Genomic DNA, 19,697 nt, shown 5'->3' on the forward strand with positions numbered 1-19,697 from the left:
CCTTTCTTAATGAGCGACGGCTGCTTTTTGCCCGTTTGCCGTTTCTTTATTTTTCGGTTTTGTGTTTGCTTCAAATGCGAACATAACAGCTTCCTCGTGGCTGAGGCCTGCTTGTTTTTGTTCCTCAATGCTTTGAAGCATCATTTTGTAATTTCTCGGAATGATCTTAATGAATTGATTCTTTTCTTGTGCCCAGTTCTCTAGAAGCGCTGCTGCTTTTGAGCTGTTTGTATAATCAAGGTGTTCCTGAATCATTTGCTTCACTTCTTGTTCTTCTTCGTGATCTGTGAGTTTTTCAAACATGATCATTTCCATGTTGCACATTCTTTTGAACTGTTTTGCATCGGATGTATGCACATAAGCGATACCGCCAGACATCCCTGCGCCAAAGTTCTTCCCGACGTCACCTAAAATGACAACACGTCCGCCAGTCATGTATTCACAGCCGTGATCACCGATTCCTTCAACGACCACATTGACACCTGAATTACGCACGGCAAATCGTTCACCTGCACGACCGTTAATATACGCTTTTCCGCTTGTCGCGCCGTAAAATGCAACGTTACCGACAATCACGTTCTCATGTCCATTTTGTACAAAGTGATCAGATGTTTTGACAGCAATTTTGCCTCCAGAGAGTCCTTTGCCGATATAGTCATTTGAGTCACCTGTTAAATATAAAGACATCCCCTTTGGAACAAATGCGCCGAAGCTTTGTCCAGCTGAACCAGTGAACCGAAGTGTGATCGTATCCTCTGGCAGACCTTCTTCTCCGTAGCGCTTAGACACTTCGCTGCCCGTAATCGTTCCAGCTACACGGTGAATGTTGCGAATGTTTAGTGACAGATCAACCGGTGTTTGATGATCGAGCGCTTCCTGTACATAAGGGAGAATCTCATTCATATCCAGTGATTCATCAATTTTATGATTTTGTGGCGTTCTGAATGTGCGTGGTCCCTCTGGCTGATAAAGCAGGGTTTCAAGGTTCAGCTGTCCTGCTTTCCAGTGTGCTTTTGCTCTTTCACTTACTGATAAAACATCCGTACGCCCAATCAATTCATCCATTGATGTAAAGCCAAGTTCAGCTAAAATTTCTCTTACTTCCTCTGCAATAAACATCATGAAATTGACAATGTGATCAGGGTCACCCATGAATTTTTTGCGAAGTTCAGGGTTTTGAGTAGCGACTCCGACTGGGCAAGTATCTAAATGACATGCTCTCATCATGACGCATCCTAATACGACAAGTGGAGCTGTCGCAAAGCCGTATTCTTCTGCTCCTAAAATCGCAGCCATGACAACGTCGCGTCCTGTCATTAATTTGCCATCCGTCTCAAGAACGACTCGCTCTCGAAGGCCGTTTAAGACAAGGGTTTGATGCGCTTCTGCCAATCCAAGCTCCCAAGGAAGTCCTGTATGTTTAATACTTGTTTTCGGAGAAGCTCCAGTACCGCCATCATATCCACTAATTACGATGACATCCGCTGTCCCTTTTGCTACACCTGCTGCAATCGTACCAACGCCAGCTTTAGAAACTAGCTTGACACTGATGCGTGCATCACGGTTTGCATTTTTCAAATCATGGATCAATTGAGCCAAATCCTCGATTGAATAAATATCGTGGTGAGGCGGTGGTGAGATTAGGCCAACACCTGGCGTAGAACCACGTACGTCTGCGACCCAAGGATATACTTTATTTCCTGGCAGCTGTCCGCCTTCTCCCGGCTTTGCACCTTGCGCCATTTTAATTTGCAGTTCATCTGCATTGACTAAATAATGACTTTTCACGCCAAAGCGGCCAGAAGCAATCTGTTTAATTGCACTTCTGCGATCATCCCCGTGCTCATCTACTGTGAAGCGTGCAGGGTCTTCCCCGCCTTCTCCGCTGTTGCTTTTGCCGCCAATTCGGTTCATCGCAATCGCTAGTGCTTCATGCGCTTCTTTACTTAGTGAACCAAATGACATCGCACCTGTCTTAAAGCGGCGTACAATGGATTCAGCAGATTCAACTTCTTCTAGACGAACTGGCTTTTGTTTTGAACGAAAAGCAAATAGATTTCTAAGGAAACCAATTCGTTCTTCATCCGCTGCCTTCGTGTATTGCTTAAATAAATCATAATCTTCGTTGCGGCATGCCCACTGAAGGGTATGAATGGTTTTTGGGTTAAAGGCATGATGCTCTCCATTTTTTCTCCACTGGAACTCACTGCCTGATTCTAGCGTTTGATCAGTTGATGCCTGATACCCAGCCTCATGACGAAGCTTTGCTTCACTTGCAATGGTGTCAAGATCAATACCGCCTAGCTGAGAAGCTGTTCCTGTGAAATACGCCTGGATGACATCTTCGCTAATGCCGACTGCTTCAAAAATTTGTGCGCCTCGATAGCTTTGGACAGTGGAAATTCCCACTTTAGACATTACTTTAACTACGCCCTCAGTCACACTTTTCCCAAACTTTGTGACAGCTTCATCAAAGCTAATCGCAATCGCTTCTTCAGCAATAAGCTGTTTGTATGTTTCGTAAACGAGGTACGGATGGATCGCATCTGCACCGTAGCCAATCAGTGCGGCAAAATGATGAACCTCTCTTACTTCTCCAGATTCGACGATTAAGCTCACCTTTGTTCGTAAGCCTTGACGCACAAGATGCTGATGAAGTGCACTCAATGCAAGAAGTGGTGGAATCGGCACTTTTTCTTCCGTCATGTCACGATCGGAAAGAATTAGTAAAGATACCCCTTCACGAATCGCTTTTTCTGCCTCTTCAAACATCGCATCAAGACCACGTTTTAGGTCATCAGTGAAAAGTGTATGAATCGTTTTGCTTTTAAAGGCGTTATGAACAATCGTTTTCAAGCCGTTGAACTGCCCACTTGTTAAAACTGGTGTATAAAGTTTAATTCTTCGGCATGAATATTCATTTGGATGTAAAATATCTCCCTCAGCACCTAACCAAGTCATGGTTGATGTAACGAGCTGCTCACGAATGGCATCAATTGGCGGGTTCGTGACTTGAGCAAACAGCTGTTTGAAATAAGAAAACAGCGACTGCGCACGATCTGATAACACAGCAAGCGGTGTATCACTTCCCATTGAGCCGATTGGGTCCTTGCCTTCTTCTAGTAAAGGAATTAAATACTTTTGAATGTCTTCGTACGTATAATGGAAAGCACGCTGACGTGTTAGCAAATCACTCATTATACTAGAATTTTCTGAATTTTCTTCAGAGCGATTGACGTGAACCATTTCTTCATCGAGCCATTTTTGATAAGGAAGTTCATTCGCAATCGAAGATTTCACTTCTTCATCCGAAATAATGCGTCCTTCTTCTAAATCGATTAACAGCATTTTACCTGGTTCAAGACGGTCTTTATACTTCACATCTTCTTCATTTGTGTCAATGACGCCGACCTCAGATGAGAAAATGATATGATCGTCATTTGTCACGTAGTATCTCGCGGGTCTTAATCCGTTCCGATCTAAGATGGCGCCGATTTGTTTACCATCCGTAAACGAAATCGCTGTCGGACCATCCCAAGGCTCCATTAACGAACTATGGTATTCATAAAATGCCCGTTTCTCTTTAGACATGTGCGTATTCTCCGTCCACGGCTCAGGGATCAGCATCATCGCTGTATGAGCAGGAGTACGCCCAGCAAGTACGAAAAATTCAAAGGCATTGTCTAAAATGGATGAATCACTTCCGTCTGCATTCAGCACTGGCAAAATCTTGTCTAGATCTTCTCCGAAGGCTTCAGACACGAATTGTTGTTCTCTTGCTCTCATCCAATTGATGTTTCCTCTTAATGTGTTGATTTCTCCGTTATGAATTAAGTAACGGTTTGGATGCGCTCGTTCCCATGTCGGGAATGTATTTGTACTAAATCTTGAATGAACGAGTGAAAATGCAGAAACAAATGTTTCATCCTGTAGATCAAGATAAAAAGCATCAACTTGATCTGATGTTAAAAGCCCCTTATATACAATGGTTTGACTAGACAGACTGACAAAGTAAAATTGTTTTTCTTCTGCTGTTCCCCAATTTTCAGCCTGCTTACGGATGACATATAATTTTCGTTCAAATGACAAACGGTCTGTTACGTTGTCGTTTGCTCCGATGAACACTTGCCGGACAACCGGACAGCTCTTCGCTGCAACCGTTCCAATTTTCCCAGCATCAACAGGGACCGTTCTCCAGCCAATTAATGTTTGCCCTTCTTGTTTAATGAAGCCGTTGATCTTTTGTTCGATCGCTTGACGCATTTTGGCATCATCATCTTTTGAAAAGAACACCATTCCTACCCCGTAACGGCCCTTTTCAGGAAGTGCAAAGTCTTGACAGTTCTTTCTAAAAAAAGCGTCTGGCAGTTGTACCATTAATCCGGCACCATCACCTGTATACGGATCACTGCCTTGCCCGCCGCGGTGATCAAGCTGGCACAGCATTTGCAATCCCTTTTTGACGATGCTATGTGTCGCCTCCCCTTTTAAATGGGCGTACAGTCCGATTCCACATGCATCATGTTCAAATTCAGGACGGTAGAGACCTTGTGGTTGTGGTAGTTGATTATAAGTCATCGTTTCTCTCCCCCGTTTAAAAGATCCGTTTTTTCACAGTAATAAAATCTCACAAACTCTGTAACTTATTTTAAGTTTTCAAATTAATATAAACAATATATAATTTAGATCAAAACAATCTCTTTTTGAGATAGATGGGTGTGAAGTGCAAAAATGGAGCTTCGTCAATTACGTTATTTTGTAGAAGTTGCTGACCGTGAACACGTGTCAGAAGCGGCTGAAAACTTACACGTTGCCCAATCTGCCATCAGCCGGCAGATTGCCAATTTAGAAGAAGAACTTGGAGTGGCTTTATTCGAACGAGAAGGACGAAATATCAAATTAACGAAAATCGGCAGACAATTTTTGGACCATGTCAGAACCGCCCTAAAAGCGATAGATTACGCCAAAGAACAAATTGATGAATACTTAGACCCCCACAAAGGGACAGTGAACATTGGATTTCCTACAAGTCTAGCAAGCCAAGTGCTCCCTTCTGTCATTTCCGCATTTAAGCTGGAATATCCAGAGGTCGATTTTTTACTTCGGCAAGGTTCCTATAAGTTTCTGATTGAAGCTGTCAAAAATCGAGACATTGATCTTGCCTTTTTAGGACCCGTCCCGACAAACGATCCTCAAATAGAAGGAAATATCTTGTTTTCCGAAAGCATTTATGCCCTTTTGCCTATTAGTCACCCCTTTAGCGGGCAAAGAAGTATTCATTTAAGTGATTTGAGAAAAGACCATTTCGTTTTATTTCCTGAAGGGTATGTGCTGAGACAAATTGCGGTTGATGCCTGTAAGCAGGCTGGCTATGAGCCTACTATCTCATCTGAAGGAGAAGATTTGGATGCCATTAAAGGTCTTGTGTCAGCGGGTATGGGCGTTACCTTATTACCCGAAAGTGCCTTTTATGAAACAACACCGCGATTTACAGTGAAAATTCCCATTGATTTCCCTCAAGTGAGAAGAACGGTCGGAATTATTGCTTCTAAATCGAGAGAGATGTCTCCTTCTGCCCATGATTTTTATATGTTTGTAAAGGACTTCTTTTCAAAAATTGAACAATATAAATAATTCATTAAAACAAGACATTTCATTTGTAGAAATAATCCCTCTTTGTATATGATGAGTTACAGAACAACAGACTATATGGAAGAAAGGTAATCGTATGAAATCAATTTTATCGTTTTTAAAGCCCTATCGGCTATCCGTTGTGTCCATTGTGATTCTCACCTTTTTAAGCAGTATGCTCCAGCTGTATTTACCGACGCTTACGGCAGATATCGTTGATGTCGGGATCGTGCAAGGAGATGTCGCTTATATATGGAAAGTTGGGGGCTGGATGGTGGGTTGTTCTTTACTTGCCATCTTGCTCACGATTTGGAAGTCCTACTTGTCATCTAAGACAGCTCTAGGCTTCGGGCGTGATATGAGAAGACAGCTGTTTGTGCATGTCGAACAATTCTCATTAGAAGAATTTCAAAAAATCGGGACATCTTCCTTTATTACAAGATCCACAAATGATGTGAAACAAGTTCAAGATGTCACGATCATGATCTTACAAATGATGACACGGGCGCCTCTAATGCTCGTTGGTGGAATTATTTTGGCTGTATCTAGAGATGCTGTGTTATCTCTCATCTTTTTAGCAGCTCTTCCCCTTCTTGGCGGGTTCATTTATTTGGTGTCAAGAAAAGCGATCCCCCTCTTTGGCCAGCTTCAGAAAAAAACGGACCGGCTGAACTTGATTATGAGAGAGTCGCTTTCAGGCATTCGGGTCATTCGAGCGTTTAACCGAGTAGATGACGAAAAAGAACGTTTTCAAGAAGCCAATACATCGTATAAGGATACTGGCCTTAAAGTCAATCGATTAATGGCGTACTTGTTCCCTTTTATGCTCATTATCATGAACTTCACGAATATCGGCATTGTCTGGATTGGCGCTAATCGGATTGATGCCGGACAGATGGAAGTCGGGAATCTGATCGCCTTCATTCAATATGCGATGATGATTTTAATGGCACTCATTATGCTGTCTATGAGTTTTATTATGGTGCCTAGAGCTCAGGCATCAGCTAAACGGATGAATGAAGTGTTAAATCTAGAACCAAAAATTAAAGACAAAAAAGAAGCTGTCACTAAACTTGATCAGCCAGCCCAGTCCATTCGCTTTGAGAATGTGTCATTTTATTATTCAAATGCTGAAAAACCAGCCGTTCAAGACATGACGTTTGAAGCCAAAAAGGGTGAAACGACGGCGATCATCGGCAGTACAGGTTCCGGGAAAACGACCCTTCTTCAGCTGATGACACGTTTTTACGAGGCAACAGAAGGAAAAATTACATTAGATGGTGTCGATATTAGAGAATTGCCTCAAGAGAAACTGAGAAGTCAGATGGGTTATGTTTCTCAAAAAGCCATTTTATTTAGCGGAACCATTGCTGATAATGTGCGCTTTGGCAAACGAGATGCTACAGATGACGAGATTTGGCAGGCACTGCGGACAGCACAGGCCGAAGAATTTGTTTTGCAAAAAGATGGCGGAATTCACGCAGAGATAGACCAAGGGGGTTCGAATCTCTCTGGCGGTCAAAAACAACGTCTTTCGATCGCAAGAGCACTCGTAAGAAAACCTGCATTCTACCTGTTTGACGATAGCTTCTCTGCCCTTGATTACAAAACGGATGCAAAACTTCGGTCAGCGCTAGAAGCTGAAAAAGAGCATGCTGCTTTGATTATTGTGGCTCAAAGAATCAGCACAGTGAAGCATAGCGATAAAATCATTGTGTTAGATGATGGAAAAATAGCAGGTATCGGTACACATGAACAGTTACTGAAAGATAACCTTGTCTATCAAGAGATAGTCGCATCACAGGAAGGTCAGGAGGTGGAGCAAAGATGAGTAAAAAAATGTCTACTGGAATGGGACATAAAGGCGGTCACCCAAGGGGCCCAGTACAAAAACCGAAGGAATTTAAAAAAACACTTCTTCGTTTAACGGGCTATTTAAAACCGAGGAAATTTCAGCTGATCATTGTCCTGATTGCAGCGATCGGTTCAACCGTTTTTAATGTCGTCAGTCCAAAATTACTTGGGGATGCCACCTCTTCCCTATTTGAAAGTTTTACACAAGGAACTGGCGTTCAATTCGATGTCATTTCACGCATTTTATTGCTGCTTGTTCTATTATATGTCGTAGCATCTCTTTTCTCATTCGTGCAGCAATATGTAATGGCGGGTGTCTCGCAGCAGACCATTGCTGAATTAAGGCAAGAAGCAAATGACAAGCTCACACGTCTCCCCCTTCGTTATTTTGATAAAACAACACACGGAGACACGCTGAGCCGGGTGATGAACGACATTGATAATATTAATACTTCTTTACAGCAGGCACTCACGCAAGTGATCACATCTGTTATTACAGTCATTGGAATTGTCGTCATGATGCTTTTCATCAGTCCGCTACTGACGCTGCTTGTTTGTTTGACGCTGCCTCTTAGTTTGTTTGCGATTCGAGGCATTACATCATTTTCGCAAAAGCATTTTAAAGCACAGCAAAAAGAACTAGGGATGATCAATGGACATATTAATGAAATGTTCACAGGACATCAGACGGTTCGTGCGTATGGCTATGAAAAGAAAGCCATTGATACATTTGATCAATTAAACGAACAACTATATGAATCTTCAAGAAAAGCACAATTTATCTCCGGCTTAATGATGCCGATGATGACCTTTATTGGGAATCTTGGCTATGTGGCGGTAAGTGTTGCTGGCGGAATTCTTGTCATTAACGGGAATATTCGTGTTGGGGATGTGCAAGCATTTATCCAATACACACAGCAAATGTCGCAGCCGCTTGTGCAAGCATCCAGTGTTGCAAACTTAGTTCAATCTGCTATCGCTTCTGCTGAACGGGTGTTTGAAATTCTGGATGAAGAAGAAGAACATGCGCAAGAAGATGCAGCGATTGATCTTAAATCCCTTTCCGGAGATGTGGCCTTTGAGCACGTTCACTTCGGTTATGAGAAAGATCAACCCATTATTAAAGATTTGAATTTACAAGTCCGAGAAGGACAAACGGTGGCCATTGTTGGGCCAACAGGCGCTGGAAAAACAACGATTATTAATCTGTTAATGCGCTTTTACGAGCTAGATCAAGGCTCCATTCGCATTGGCGGCGTAAAAACAACCGACCTCAGCCGAGAGCAAGTGCGTGACTTATTTGCGATGGTTCTTCAGGATACATGGCTCTTTGAAGGCACAATTTATGACAACATCGCATATGGCAGACCAAATGTTTCAAAAGAGGATGTGTTGAAGGCCGCTAAACATGCCTATGCAGACGATTTCATCCGCACCCTTCCAGATGGATATGACACACTCTTAACAGAAGATGCCGGCAACCTCTCACAAGGTCAGCGTCAACTGTTAACCATCGCCCGTGCCATCTTATCTGATCCGAAGATATTAATCTTAGATGAAGCAACAAGCAGTGTCGATACACGGACAGAGATGCATATTCAAAAAGCGATGAATGAATTAATGAACGGCAGAACAAGCTTCGTCATTGCACATCGACTTTCAACGATTAAAGATGCCGATCTCATTTTAGTCATGAAAGATGGCACGATCATTGAAAAAGGAACTCATCGTGAGCTTTTGAAAGAAAAAGGCTTTTATGCAGACCTCTATATGAGTCAATTTGCCGAAAACCAAGTCGGTTAAACAGCACCAAAAAGGATAGACAGCATGTAAAAATGCCTGTCTATCCTTTTTGTGATGCCTTAAGCTTCCCGTTTTTTGACTTTCACACTAAGTTTCGTCATGTAATCCGCTTCATTTTTAGACATCAGAGAATGAAGTAAATACTCCTCAAAGACATCTCCATCCAGTATCATATCCTCTGCTTCGATTCGATCTAATAAACGTGAATAGGCAGTCTCCATCTCTTCATATGTTCCTTGTTGATACATGACTGCATATAGACCCGCTGGCTTTTTGACTGCATCCGGCCCTTCCATTCGGCAAAACAGCCTATCAGATTGATGATAATGACGCTGCAAAAACGGCTCCTTGTTTAAAACAGAACCATTTGCCGCGGCACCTTTAATACCAATCCCTTTCAGAAATTCTCCTACAATTCGAGAAATTTCTTCTACAGGTGTGTTTGAATCAATCGGGTTTGATGTACTGAGGACGATCGGTTCTTCTGGCAGTTCTTGAAACAAGACCTCCCCTGTTTTCACTGATGATAATTCATTCGTTGTCTCGATCACACGAAAAAGAAAAGATTGAATATCCTGTAGTTTTTGGATCTCCTCCCCGACCTTTTCTGCTTGCTCAACCGCCAGGCTTTGCAATTTTTCCTGAGAAGGCTCAGTAAAGTATTGTTTTAATTGCTTGATCGGAAATTGAACAGCACGAAGAGATTGAATGGCCATGAAATGATCAAACTGTTCAAATGTATAATAACGGTACCCATTTTCCTGAACACCTGCCGGCTTAAACAAATCGATCTTATCATAATAGAGCAGTGTATCTTTTTTCACTTCAAATAATGCCGCAAATTCTCCAGTTAAAAATGTTTTTTGAACATCGTTCATCATTTTTAGGGCTCCTTTCTTGACTATGGAGTTACTCCATCCTTTATGATAACATGCAGAAACACCACATATGTGGAGAAAGGATTTACACATGAACAAAATCGCACAAGATCAAGTCACATTATCACTTGCAAATCAAGAAGACTTCCCTTTGATGAAAAAAGAACTGCAAGATGCTTTCACAGCTGGCATCATTGATGCATTTGGCGATGCAGAAGGTGGACCAATTCCTCCTGATGAGTCGATTGATGAAACTTTTTATTCGACTGAGAACCTTGTCTATCATATTTTACTAAACGGTCAAAAGGCAGGAGGGGTTGTTTTAAAAATCAACCCTCTCACACACCGCAATTCGGTGGACCTATTATACATTTCTTCATCATCTCACAGCCGAGGCATTGGTCAGGCAGCATGGAAAGCCATTGAGGCGCAATATCCAGAAACGAAGGTGTGGGAAGTTGTCACTCCTTATTTTGAAAAGCGCAACATTCATTTTTATGTGAACAAATGCGGGTTTCAGATTGTTGAGTTTTATCACTTGCACCATCCAGATCCGAGCTTGCCTCATGAGAACGATCAAGAAAATGACCCTTTAGCGCCTGAGACATTTGAATTTTTCAAATTTGAGAAAGTCATGAAAAAAGACCGTTCAAGTTCATAAAAAACTCCCCCTCATATGGGGGAGTTTCAGCGTGTAGACAAAACCTCGCATTCGCCAAGAACAAAAGCTGGTTATTTAAAAGAATGAATACGTGTATGATGCATATTTTGATTGTTACATTTGCCCCAACGGGCATTATCGTACAACGACTAGAGAAGGCTATAAGCAATATGCGTCTGATTCAGAGATATGCAAGTCCTGCTCGTTTTTAGATAACTGTACACAAAGTCAATTGGACGAAACTTCGTGGACTCAAAAAAGTTTCAATATAGGCGATGCTTACTTTCGCTGCCATGAATCTCAAAAAGCTAGCAAACTGGACATGGAAAGGACCATGTCCAGCCTAAGTCAACAGATAAATTTTATTAAAATCAGTGAAAACCCCTCATCTGGGGAGTTTTTATTTTGATATAATGTGAGGCCTTTCATCCGTCGCAAGAATCGCAAACAAATAATGATCTTTCCACTCCCCATTGATTTTTACATTTTGTCTAGATAGACCTTCTTTTTGAAAACCTGCCTTTTCAAGTACTCGTATGGAACCTATATTATGAGGCTGAACACCTGCTTCAATTCTGTGAAGATCCAGCACATGAAATGCCTCATCTAGCATGAGGGCAATTGCTTCAGTTGTGTAGCCTTTTCCATTATGTTTTTGATCAAGTCCGTATCCAAGCCAGGCGCTTTGAAGAACATCTCTGACAACACCAGATAATGTGATTGTGCCAATGAGCTGATGTGACGCGCGGTGGAAAATTCCTTTTGCATATGTTTCGTCTTTTTGGCGGCTTTGCTGAAATGTCTGAATTCGCTTCAATTGTTCGGGGATGGTGTAAAAATCCTCTTGTCTAAATGAAGTAAATGGCTGAAAGAACTCGCGATTTTCATATTCAAGTGTTGCCAGTGCTTCAGCATCGCTTTCTTTGAAATCTCTTAAATAGATCGATGTGTTGATCGTTTCCATGTCGTTCCCCCTTTTTTCTCTCTTCTTTTATCATACACTAAAAAAACACTACCCCAAGGAGAAAGGTAGTGTTTGTTACATTCATTCTAGCTTCTAATCTGACCATCACCAGATAGAAGCAGCTTTGTCGTTGTCAGTGCAGGAAGTCCCATCGGCCCTCTTGCGTGCAGCTTTTGAGTAGAAATGCCAATTTCAGCGCCATATCCTAGTGCACCGCCATCTGTAAAACGTGTAGATGCGTTATGATAAACAGCGGCCGCATCGACTTCGTTTAGAAAGATTTGTGCGTTTTTTTCATCCTCTGTTACGATGGCTTCTGAATGTTTGGTTCCGTACTGATCAATGTGGTGAATGGCGTCCTCAATTGAGTCAACGACTTTCACCGCAAGATCAAGACTTAAATACTCATCTGTCCAATCTACTTCCTCCGCAGGAACCGCTTCGGAAAAGAAAGATTGAGCGTCTTGATCTCCATGCACAGTGACATGATGCTGAAGGAGTGCTTCATTCAATGCTGCACCATTTTTTTTCAGCCAATCGCGATGAACGATCAGAGTCTCAAGCGCATTACAAACGGCCGGACGATTTGTTTTCGCATTGATGACAATCTGAATGGCTTTTTCTACATTCGCTGTTTGATCAATAAAGATATGGCAGTTCCCTGTCCCTGTTTCAAGAACTGGAATGGTCGATTCTTCTACAACTGTTTTGATTAACGAAGCCCCGCCTCTCGGAATTAAAACATCGATCCATTCTTTTAGATGAAACATCGCTTGAACCGATGAACGGTCTGTTTGTTCAATAAACTGTACCGCATCACGAGGGATCTTTGTTTGATCCAATGCCTCATGAATGACGCGGACGATGGCTTTGTTGGAAGAAATAGCGGAGGAACCGCCTTTTAAAATCACTGAGTTGCCTGCCTTGAGGGCAAGCCCTGCTGCATCGACAGTGACATTCGGTCTCGCTTCATAGATCATCCCGATCACGCCGAGCGGTACTCTTCGACTTTTCACATGTAAGCCGTTCTCAAGAGTCCATTCATCCAATATTTCTCCAACAGGATCTGTTAATCTCGTCACAAGCCGCAAACTTTCCGCAAACTCATGAATTCTCTCTTCATTTAACATTAATCGATCCATTAATGCTTCAGAGAAGCCCTTTTCTTTTCCTGCCTCTAAATCCTTTTGATTTTCCTGTAAAATAAAATCACTTTGCTGTTCGAGTGTTTCTGCTATTTTCAGCAGCGCCTCATTTTTTTCCTCTGTTTGAAGTAAACCTAGTTTTTTTGATACGTGCTTTGCTTTTTTCGCTTTTTCTTTGACCGATGTGACAACTTCAGCTGTCAGTGTCATGAAATTCCTCCCTTATGATTAGCAAACTGGTATTGATAAATCTAAATGACAAACAAACGCTTCAAGATCTACGACATGCACCACTTCATCCTGTAGCAAGTCACCGTTCAGTGCGAGTTCGTCGGACGCATAATTGACAATGCCAAGCCCTATTTCTCTTTCATCTTGATCTAAAATACGGACAACATCGCCTTTTTTAAACGAACCCTTTACATTGACTATGCCGTCAGAATCCAGACTTTTCTCACGATGCATGAGAAGCTCCTGTGTTTTCTCTTGAACAACGATTTCGCCTTTTGGGCCAGAATGAAAAGCAATCCACTGTTTTTTATAATTCAGCGGCGCTAAATTTTCGTCAGCTGTAAAATAAGTGCCGTCCTCTGTCCCGTTGATGGCTTTGTCTAAAATGTGAGGTGTATCGGCTTTTCCTAAAAAGCCATTGATGCCTGAGGCCATTGAAATTTTAAAGGCGTCGAGTTTTGATTTCATTCCGCCTGTGCCAACGCTGCTTCCCGCATCTCCAGCGGCTGCTTCGATGTCTTCTGTGATTTCTGTGACTTCTAGAATTCTCTTCGCATTCGGGTTTGTATGAGGGTTATCTTCATACAAGCCGTCAATATCAGATAAAATAGCGAGGAAATCCGCATCAATCAGTCCAGCTACTTTTGCAGACAATGTATCATTATCTCCAAATTTCAACCGATTGATCGTCACTGTATCATTCTCATTAATAATCGGGATGATCCCTCGATCTAATAACACATTCATTGTATTTCGCACATTTTGATAGCGCGTTTCATCTGAAAAATCGCTTCTTGTAATTAATAGCTGTGAAGCAATATAACCGTGCGATAAAAATAAAGTAGAATATGACTCCATTAAAAGCCCTTGCCCTATTGAGGCAGACGCCTGTTTTTCTGGCAGTGTTTTCGGTCTATCAATAAACCCTAATTTTCGGTAACCAGCTGCAACCGCACCAGATGAGACCAAAATGACTTCGTGTCCTTCATCTTTGAGTTTTACAATTTGATTGACGAGGTTTTCTAGTTTTTTTAAACTAATCTCACCTTGAAAGCTAGTAAGAGAGCTGCTTCCGATTTTCACAACAATTCGTTTTCTCTCTTTATCTGCGTACACCTTATCACTCCTGTATTGAGGCTCTATTTATATCGTTACTTTTTGTTTTTGCTGTTCACTTATTTCTTTTGATCGATTGGCAGCATGTTTGACAGCCTGTTTGATGGCTTCTCCTCCGCCAAAATCATCTAATGCATATAGTCCTGCAGCAGTTGTTCCATTAGGTGACGTAATTTTTTCTCTGAGGACAGAAGGATTTTCAGCTGTTTCTTGCAGCATCTTCGCTGCACCGAGAAGTGTCTGTGTACCGATTTGACGGGACATTTCTTTTGATAAGCCAGCTTCTTCTCCAGCCTCTTCGATTCTTTCCATTAAGAAATAAAAATAAGCTGGACCGCTTCCGGCAATTCCTGTGAAAATATCCATTTGCTCTTCCTGAATGGTATACACTTCTCCCATTTCAGATAAAAGAGCACGACTCATGCTTACATGTTCATTTTTCACATAACGTCCAGCAGATAAAGCGGTCGCCGACGCCCCAATCGTACTTGACGTATTTGGCATTACTCGCATAACAGGCTGCCCTTCATGCAGCATGTCTTCAATATACGATGATTTCACACCTGCAAGTACAGACAGGATGAGCTGATCTTTCTGAATATGAGGTTTTAATGATTCAAGTGCTGTTTCAGCATCCTTTGGCTTCATTGCCAGGATCAACATATCCATTTCTTCAAAAGGAAATGAATCCATTGTGGCTGTTTGGATTCCGTAGCGTTTCGTTAGTTCGTTTAATCGCTGCTTATTTTGCTTGTTTGTTGCGTAAATTTGGCTGAGCGGCATCTGACCTGATCGCACAATACCTGCAATCATTCCTTCCGCCATAGAACCTGCTCCAATGAAAGCAACTTTCTTTTGATCAATGATATTGATCCTCTCCCTTGTTCGCTTTTTGTTCGTGTTTTTCGCACGTTAGTTATCGTAACATGATGAGAAATCGTGTCAAGAAAGAGCCAGCGCTTTTCAAAAGTCCCGAATACACGCTGAACAGCTTGCGGTATGTATGTTAGCCGTGTTTTTTAAAATCATCAATTTAGATCAAAAGAACTATACAGATTTGAACCATAGTACCCTTTCGTTCGACTGAATTCACCATTTTATTTTTGGTTTCGGTGACTTCAATTCTAGTTTTTAGAAAGCGCTATCATTTTGATGACTTTCTATTTTCCTATAGGAAGAATGTGTTTGAATCTTTCGATTAGACTATTGACATATTTTAGAAAACATGTCCGTTGAAATGCGTTTTTCGTGGTGATACCGTGAAAGGGAATCAAGAGAAAAAGGAGCGTTCATAATGAAAGTAAAAGAAAATTACGTCAATGTCATCCCAATGAAAGAAATCCGATCTACTGATGACCTTCTTTTCCCATTCCCTATTTACAATGAATTACGATCGCAGGGTGATATTCGATACGATGAAACGAGAAAGTGCTGGGATCTTTTTCGATATGCTGATATTCAGTCCGTTCTGAAGCAGCCAAAAGTGTTTTCATCACAGCGAGGAAGAAGCACATCTAAAACGAGTATTTTAACAATGGACCCTCCAAAACATACCAAAATGAGAGCACTCGTCAATAAAGCCTTCACGCCAAAAGCGATCAAACAAATAGAAGAAAAGATCAAAGACTTGACCCATGATCTATTACATCAAGTAAAGGATCAACGGACCTTCGATATTGTGCAAGATCTGGCCGCTCCCCTACCTGTCATGATCATCGCCGAGCTTCTCGGTGCAGAAGTGAAAGACAGAGAGCTGATCAAAAAACATTCAGATGCTCTAGTTGCAGGAGCCAAAGATGATTCAAAAGAAGCTGTTCAAGCCGTTGTCGACATGCAAAAACAAGCAGAAAAAGAGCTGTCAGAGTACTTTGCTCATTTGATCCAAAAACGAAAAGAAATGCCAGCCAATGATTTAATCTCTCTTCTCATCCAAGCGGAAATTGACGGTGAGCGTTTATCAGAAAATGAACTGCTTGGCTTTTGTATACTCTTACTCGTTGCTGGTAATGAAACAACAACGAATTTAATCACAAATGCCGTACGACTTTTAACAGAGCAGCCGCATATCGCCGAATCAGTGCGGCAAGACCTGTCTCTCATTCCTCAATTGACAGAAGAAACGCTGCGCTATTATCCGCCTGTTCAAGCGATTGGGCGAGTTGCAGCAGAGGATGTTCAGATTGCCGGTTCTCACATTGAAAAAGGAGACTATCTTATCAGCTGGGTGGCATCTGCGAATCGTGATGAACGGAAGTTTGACGATCCAGATACGTTTCGTCTTGACAGAAAATCAAATCCACATTTGAGCTTTGGCTTCGGCATCCATTTTTGTCTTGGTGCCCCTCTCGCCCGGCTTGAGGCTCATCTAGCACTTGAGATTTTACTCCGTACGTTTCGAGAAATCACCTGTGCGGCAGATCAGCTGAAACCGATTCAAAGCACGTTTGTGTTTGGGGTCAAAGAATTCCCTGTGCAGGTCACCCGTTTTTAAAAGTCCCTTTCATTAGGGGCTTTTTTTCATATGCTTATCCTTACCTTCCTCGTCTGAACATGCTAAAATAAAATCCATATGTACAGTGATCACGGAATTCGGAAAGGAAGCTAAACGTATGACCGATTACACAGCAATGAAAGACGGAATATTCAAATCAGTTTGTTCGTTAGATTGCCCTGATCAGTGCGGTCTTTTAATACATAAAGAGAACGGAAAGATCGTTAAAGTTCAAGGAGATCCAGATCATCCAGTCACTCAAGGAAACATTTGCAATAAAGTGCGGAATGTCACAGCTCGTTTATATGATGAAAAACGTCTGACAACACCATTAAAACGTGTAGGTCAAAAAGGTGACCGGCAGTTTGCTCCAATTACGTGGGAAGAAGCGATTGAAACCATTCGTCAAAAATGGACAAAACTGATCGAAGAAAAAGGACCAGAAAGCATTTTGCCTTACAGCTTCTATGGGAATATGGGAAATCTCAATGCAGAAGGAATGGACCGCCGCTTTTTCTATCGACTTGGCTCAAGTCAGCTAGACCGAACCATTTGTCAGTCAGCCGGAACAACTGGCTATAAATATACAATGGGCGCAAGCATCGGGACAGACCCAGAAGAGACCATTCATACGAAACTATTTATCTTTTGGGGCATCAATGCGGTTTCAACCAATATGCATCAAATCACGTTGGCACAAAAAGCTCGAAAGCAAGGGGCTAAAATTGTCGTCATTGATGTACACAAAAACCAAACGGGCCGGATGGCAGATTGGTTCGTTCCGCTTCGCCCTGGCACTGACAGTGCGCTAGCTCTTGGGATCATGCATGTCCTTTTTAAAGAAAACCTCACAGATACGTCATTTTTAGAGACTTACACGGTCGGTCACAATGAACTTCGCGAGCATGTGAAGCAGTACGATCCAGAAACGGTTGAACAGATCACGGGTGTCCCGAAAGAAGACATCATCACACTTGCGAGAATGTACGCAGAGACATCGCCGTCTCTCATTCGTATTGGCAATGGGCTACAGCATCACGATAATGGCGGTATGAGTATTCGAACCATCTCCTGCCTCCCCGCCCTCACCGGTCAATGGTTGCACAAAGGCGGCGGTGCGATGAAATCGAACTCTTCTTTTCTTAGTTATAATGAAATCGCTCTTCAGCGGCCGGAATTATTAAAGGAACGCGAGCCTAGAACATTTAATATGAATCAGCTAGGCAGCGTGCTAACGAACGCAGAACCTTCTATTGATTCTCTTTTTGTCTACTCTTGCAACCCGGCTGTTGTGACACCTGAAGCAAATAAAGTAAGAGACGGTTTAATGCGGGAAGACTTATTTACGGTTGTCCATGACTTGTTCATGACAGAGACAGCCACTTATGCGGATATTGTTCTGCCAGCGACCTCTGCCTTTGAAAATGAGGATTTTTATACTTCTTACTGGCATCATTACATTCAAATTCAAGAACCTGTTATAGAACGTTATGGAGAAAGCAAATCAAACACAGAAGTGTTTCGTCTTTTGGCTCATGCGATGGGCTTTGAAGATGAAGCCTTTAAAGACACAGATGCGGAACTAATGGAACAAGCTCTTCATCATCCTGAAAATCCGTACTATGAAAACATTTCATATCAAGCGTTAAAAGAGAAAAAGTGGATCAAAGCAAAACGAGGGCCTTTCGAAGATTTAAAGCTCCCTACCCCAAGCGGGAAAATTGAGCTTTACTCTGAACAAATGAAAAAAGATGGATATCCAGCCCTCCCAACCTATGTACCTTTATTCAAGGAAAGTGATTATCCACTAACGTTTATACCGGGACCAAACCATAATTTTCTTAATTCCACCTTCTCTCTTCATGAGAAGCATCAAAAGCTTGAGAAATTTCCGAAGCTTCATATGAATGAACAAGATGCAAAAGAAAGACAGATTGAAGATGGGGACATGGTTCGTGTGCTGAATGATCGAGGAGAATGCGAGCTCATCGTGTCAGTCGGACAAAATGTGTTATCTGGTGTTGTTGTCAGTCAGGGATTATGGGCAGACCAAAAAGGCAAAAAACATTTGGTGAATGGCCTCACACCTGATCGTTTGGCAGATATGGGCGGTGGTGCGACGTTCTTTTCCGGCAGAGTCGAAGTTGAAAAATTATGATAGAAAGAGCCAGGCGTTTTGCTCCCGGCTCTTTTCTTTGACTTTTTTAGTTGCCAATAAACAGCTGATTGGTCATCACATTTGCACTTCCGCTGCTTTGGTAGCCTTCTACAGTAAATGCCGTTTCATACATTTTCCCCATTGGCATCCCTAAGCTTTCCCATTTTTTAAAATGCGCACTGACGGAGACCGTTCCGCTTGTACGTTTCGTTTGACGTACACTCCAATATTGCTTGAAGGTTGCGATTCCGATAATGGAAGGCTGATTGACACGGGTTGTTTCATAAATGTCATATGTGCCCCCGTCAGCATAAAATGTTCCTTTATGTGTGCCTGTTGGACGATATGTGCCCCATGAATCAACAATGTAGTATTCTGCTAATGGAGATTGTGTCCAGCCATAGACACATAAATAGGAATTCCCGACTGGGTTAAAGCTTGCGTTGTAATTGATGGAGATGTTGCCAAGTTGATGGTGAGTTCTAGTGGAATCAAACTTTTTTCCTTTTCGAAATAAAGCATTTCCGATATTGTTCCAGCCTGCACTAAATGCCCCGCCGTTATTGAGTGTCATCGAGGTGTTTCCATAATCCTTCCATAATTCATAATCGTACCCGCTATGGTTACCCATTTCATTATTCGTAATGGTTCTCGCATGGGCTGGTACAGCCGTCAGTATAAGCGTCAGTCCAATACACATCACAAACAACAGTCTTAATTTTCTCAAATTCATCTTCCATTCCTCTCCTTTTTCATCCTTTTGAT

13 protein-coding genes and 1 pseudogene are annotated in these 19,697 nt (G+C 42.1%); 7 read left to right on the forward strand and 7 right to left on the reverse strand.

Going from position 1 to position 19,697, the window contains the following annotated elements:
- Positions 1 to 6: 6 nt before the first annotated feature.
- Positions 7 to 4,578, reverse strand: coding sequence for a glutamate synthase large subunit (gene gltB / locus NSQ70_RS09335; protein WP_342502120.1), 4,572 nt, complete (start codon positions 4,576 to 4,578; stop codon positions 7 to 9).
- Positions 4,579 to 4,731: 153 nt separating this feature from the next.
- Here gltB and NSQ70_RS09340 point away from each other — a divergent pair, with 153 nt between their 5' ends.
- From NSQ70_RS09340 to NSQ70_RS09350, 3 genes are all read left to right on the forward strand, one after another.
- A complete protein-coding gene (locus NSQ70_RS09340) occupies positions 4,732 to 5,634 on the forward strand; it encodes a LysR family transcriptional regulator (protein WP_024718330.1) in 903 nt (300 codons plus the stop codon).
- A gap of 94 nt (positions 5,635 to 5,728) precedes the next feature.
- A complete protein-coding gene (locus NSQ70_RS09345) occupies positions 5,729 to 7,462 on the forward strand; it encodes an ABC transporter ATP-binding protein (RefSeq protein WP_338703245.1) in 1,734 nt (577 codons plus the stop codon).
- Entirely contained in the window at positions 7,459 to 9,288 is a 1,830-nt protein-coding gene (locus NSQ70_RS09350) for an ABC transporter ATP-binding protein (RefSeq protein WP_335350693.1), read from the forward strand. The genes NSQ70_RS09345 and NSQ70_RS09350 overlap by 4 nt, the downstream gene beginning before the upstream one ends.
- 59 nt (positions 9,289 to 9,347) lie before the next feature.
- Here the strand turns inward: NSQ70_RS09350 and NSQ70_RS09355 are convergent, their stop codons facing one another.
- Positions 9,348 to 10,169, reverse strand: coding sequence for a MerR family transcriptional regulator (locus NSQ70_RS09355; RefSeq protein WP_268431763.1), 822 nt, complete (start codon positions 10,167 to 10,169; stop codon positions 9,348 to 9,350).
- Positions 10,170 to 10,257: 88 nt separating this feature from the next.
- Here NSQ70_RS09355 and NSQ70_RS09360 point away from each other — a divergent pair, with 88 nt between their 5' ends.
- Entirely contained in the window at positions 10,258 to 10,827 is a 570-nt protein-coding gene (locus tag NSQ70_RS09360; protein WP_268431764.1) for a GNAT family N-acetyltransferase, read from the forward strand.
- A gap of 54 nt (positions 10,828 to 10,881) precedes the next feature.
- Positions 10,882 to 11,174 (forward strand): annotated as a pseudogene (locus NSQ70_RS09365) (IS5/IS1182 family transposase); the annotation flags it as partial.
- A 53-nt stretch (positions 11,175 to 11,227) separates the two neighbouring features.
- Here the strand turns inward: NSQ70_RS09365 and NSQ70_RS09370 are convergent.
- From NSQ70_RS09370 to proC, 4 genes are all read right to left on the reverse strand, one after another.
- Entirely contained in the window at positions 11,228 to 11,791 is a 564-nt protein-coding gene (locus NSQ70_RS09370; protein ID WP_178896681.1) for a GNAT family protein, read from the reverse strand.
- A gap of 86 nt (positions 11,792 to 11,877) precedes the next feature.
- A complete protein-coding gene (locus NSQ70_RS09375; RefSeq protein ID WP_335350842.1) occupies positions 11,878 to 13,146 on the reverse strand; it encodes a glutamate-5-semialdehyde dehydrogenase in 1,269 nt (422 codons plus the stop codon).
- Between the two features lie 18 nt (positions 13,147 to 13,164).
- Positions 13,165 to 14,283 carry a glutamate 5-kinase gene (proB, locus tag NSQ70_RS09380; protein ID WP_025207481.1) on the reverse strand — a complete coding sequence of 373 codons (1,119 nt, stop codon included), beginning with the start codon at positions 14,281 to 14,283 and terminating at the stop codon, positions 13,165 to 13,167.
- A gap of 27 nt (positions 14,284 to 14,310) precedes the next feature.
- Complete coding sequence (gene proC / locus NSQ70_RS09385) at positions 14,311 to 15,156, reverse strand: pyrroline-5-carboxylate reductase (protein ID WP_342502589.1); 846 nt, start codon at positions 15,154 to 15,156, stop codon at positions 14,311 to 14,313.
- Between the two features lie 421 nt (positions 15,157 to 15,577).
- Between proC and NSQ70_RS09390 the strand changes: the two genes are divergently transcribed.
- On the forward strand, positions 15,578 to 16,774 hold the full coding sequence (locus NSQ70_RS09390) for a cytochrome P450 (RefSeq protein WP_342502121.1): 1,197 nt from the start codon (positions 15,578 to 15,580) through the stop codon (positions 16,772 to 16,774).
- A 118-nt stretch (positions 16,775 to 16,892) separates the two neighbouring features.
- Positions 16,893 to 18,932 (forward strand): molybdopterin oxidoreductase family protein, encoded by a 2,040-nt coding sequence (locus NSQ70_RS09395; RefSeq protein WP_342502122.1) that lies wholly within the window; start codon positions 16,893 to 16,895, stop codon positions 18,930 to 18,932.
- Between the two features lie 46 nt (positions 18,933 to 18,978).
- On the opposite strand, the gene NSQ70_RS09400 is transcribed toward NSQ70_RS09395, so the two are convergent.
- Entirely contained in the window at positions 18,979 to 19,665 is a 687-nt protein-coding gene (locus tag NSQ70_RS09400) for a glycoside hydrolase family 11 protein (RefSeq protein WP_008346560.1), read from the reverse strand.
- Positions 19,666 to 19,697: the final 32 nt, after the last annotated feature.

Origin of the sequence: Bacillus sp. FSL R5-0397 (assembly GCF_038593395.1) — a bacterium.
Classification (GTDB): domain Bacteria; phylum Bacillota; class Bacilli; order Bacillales; family Bacillaceae; genus Bacillus; species Bacillus altitudinis.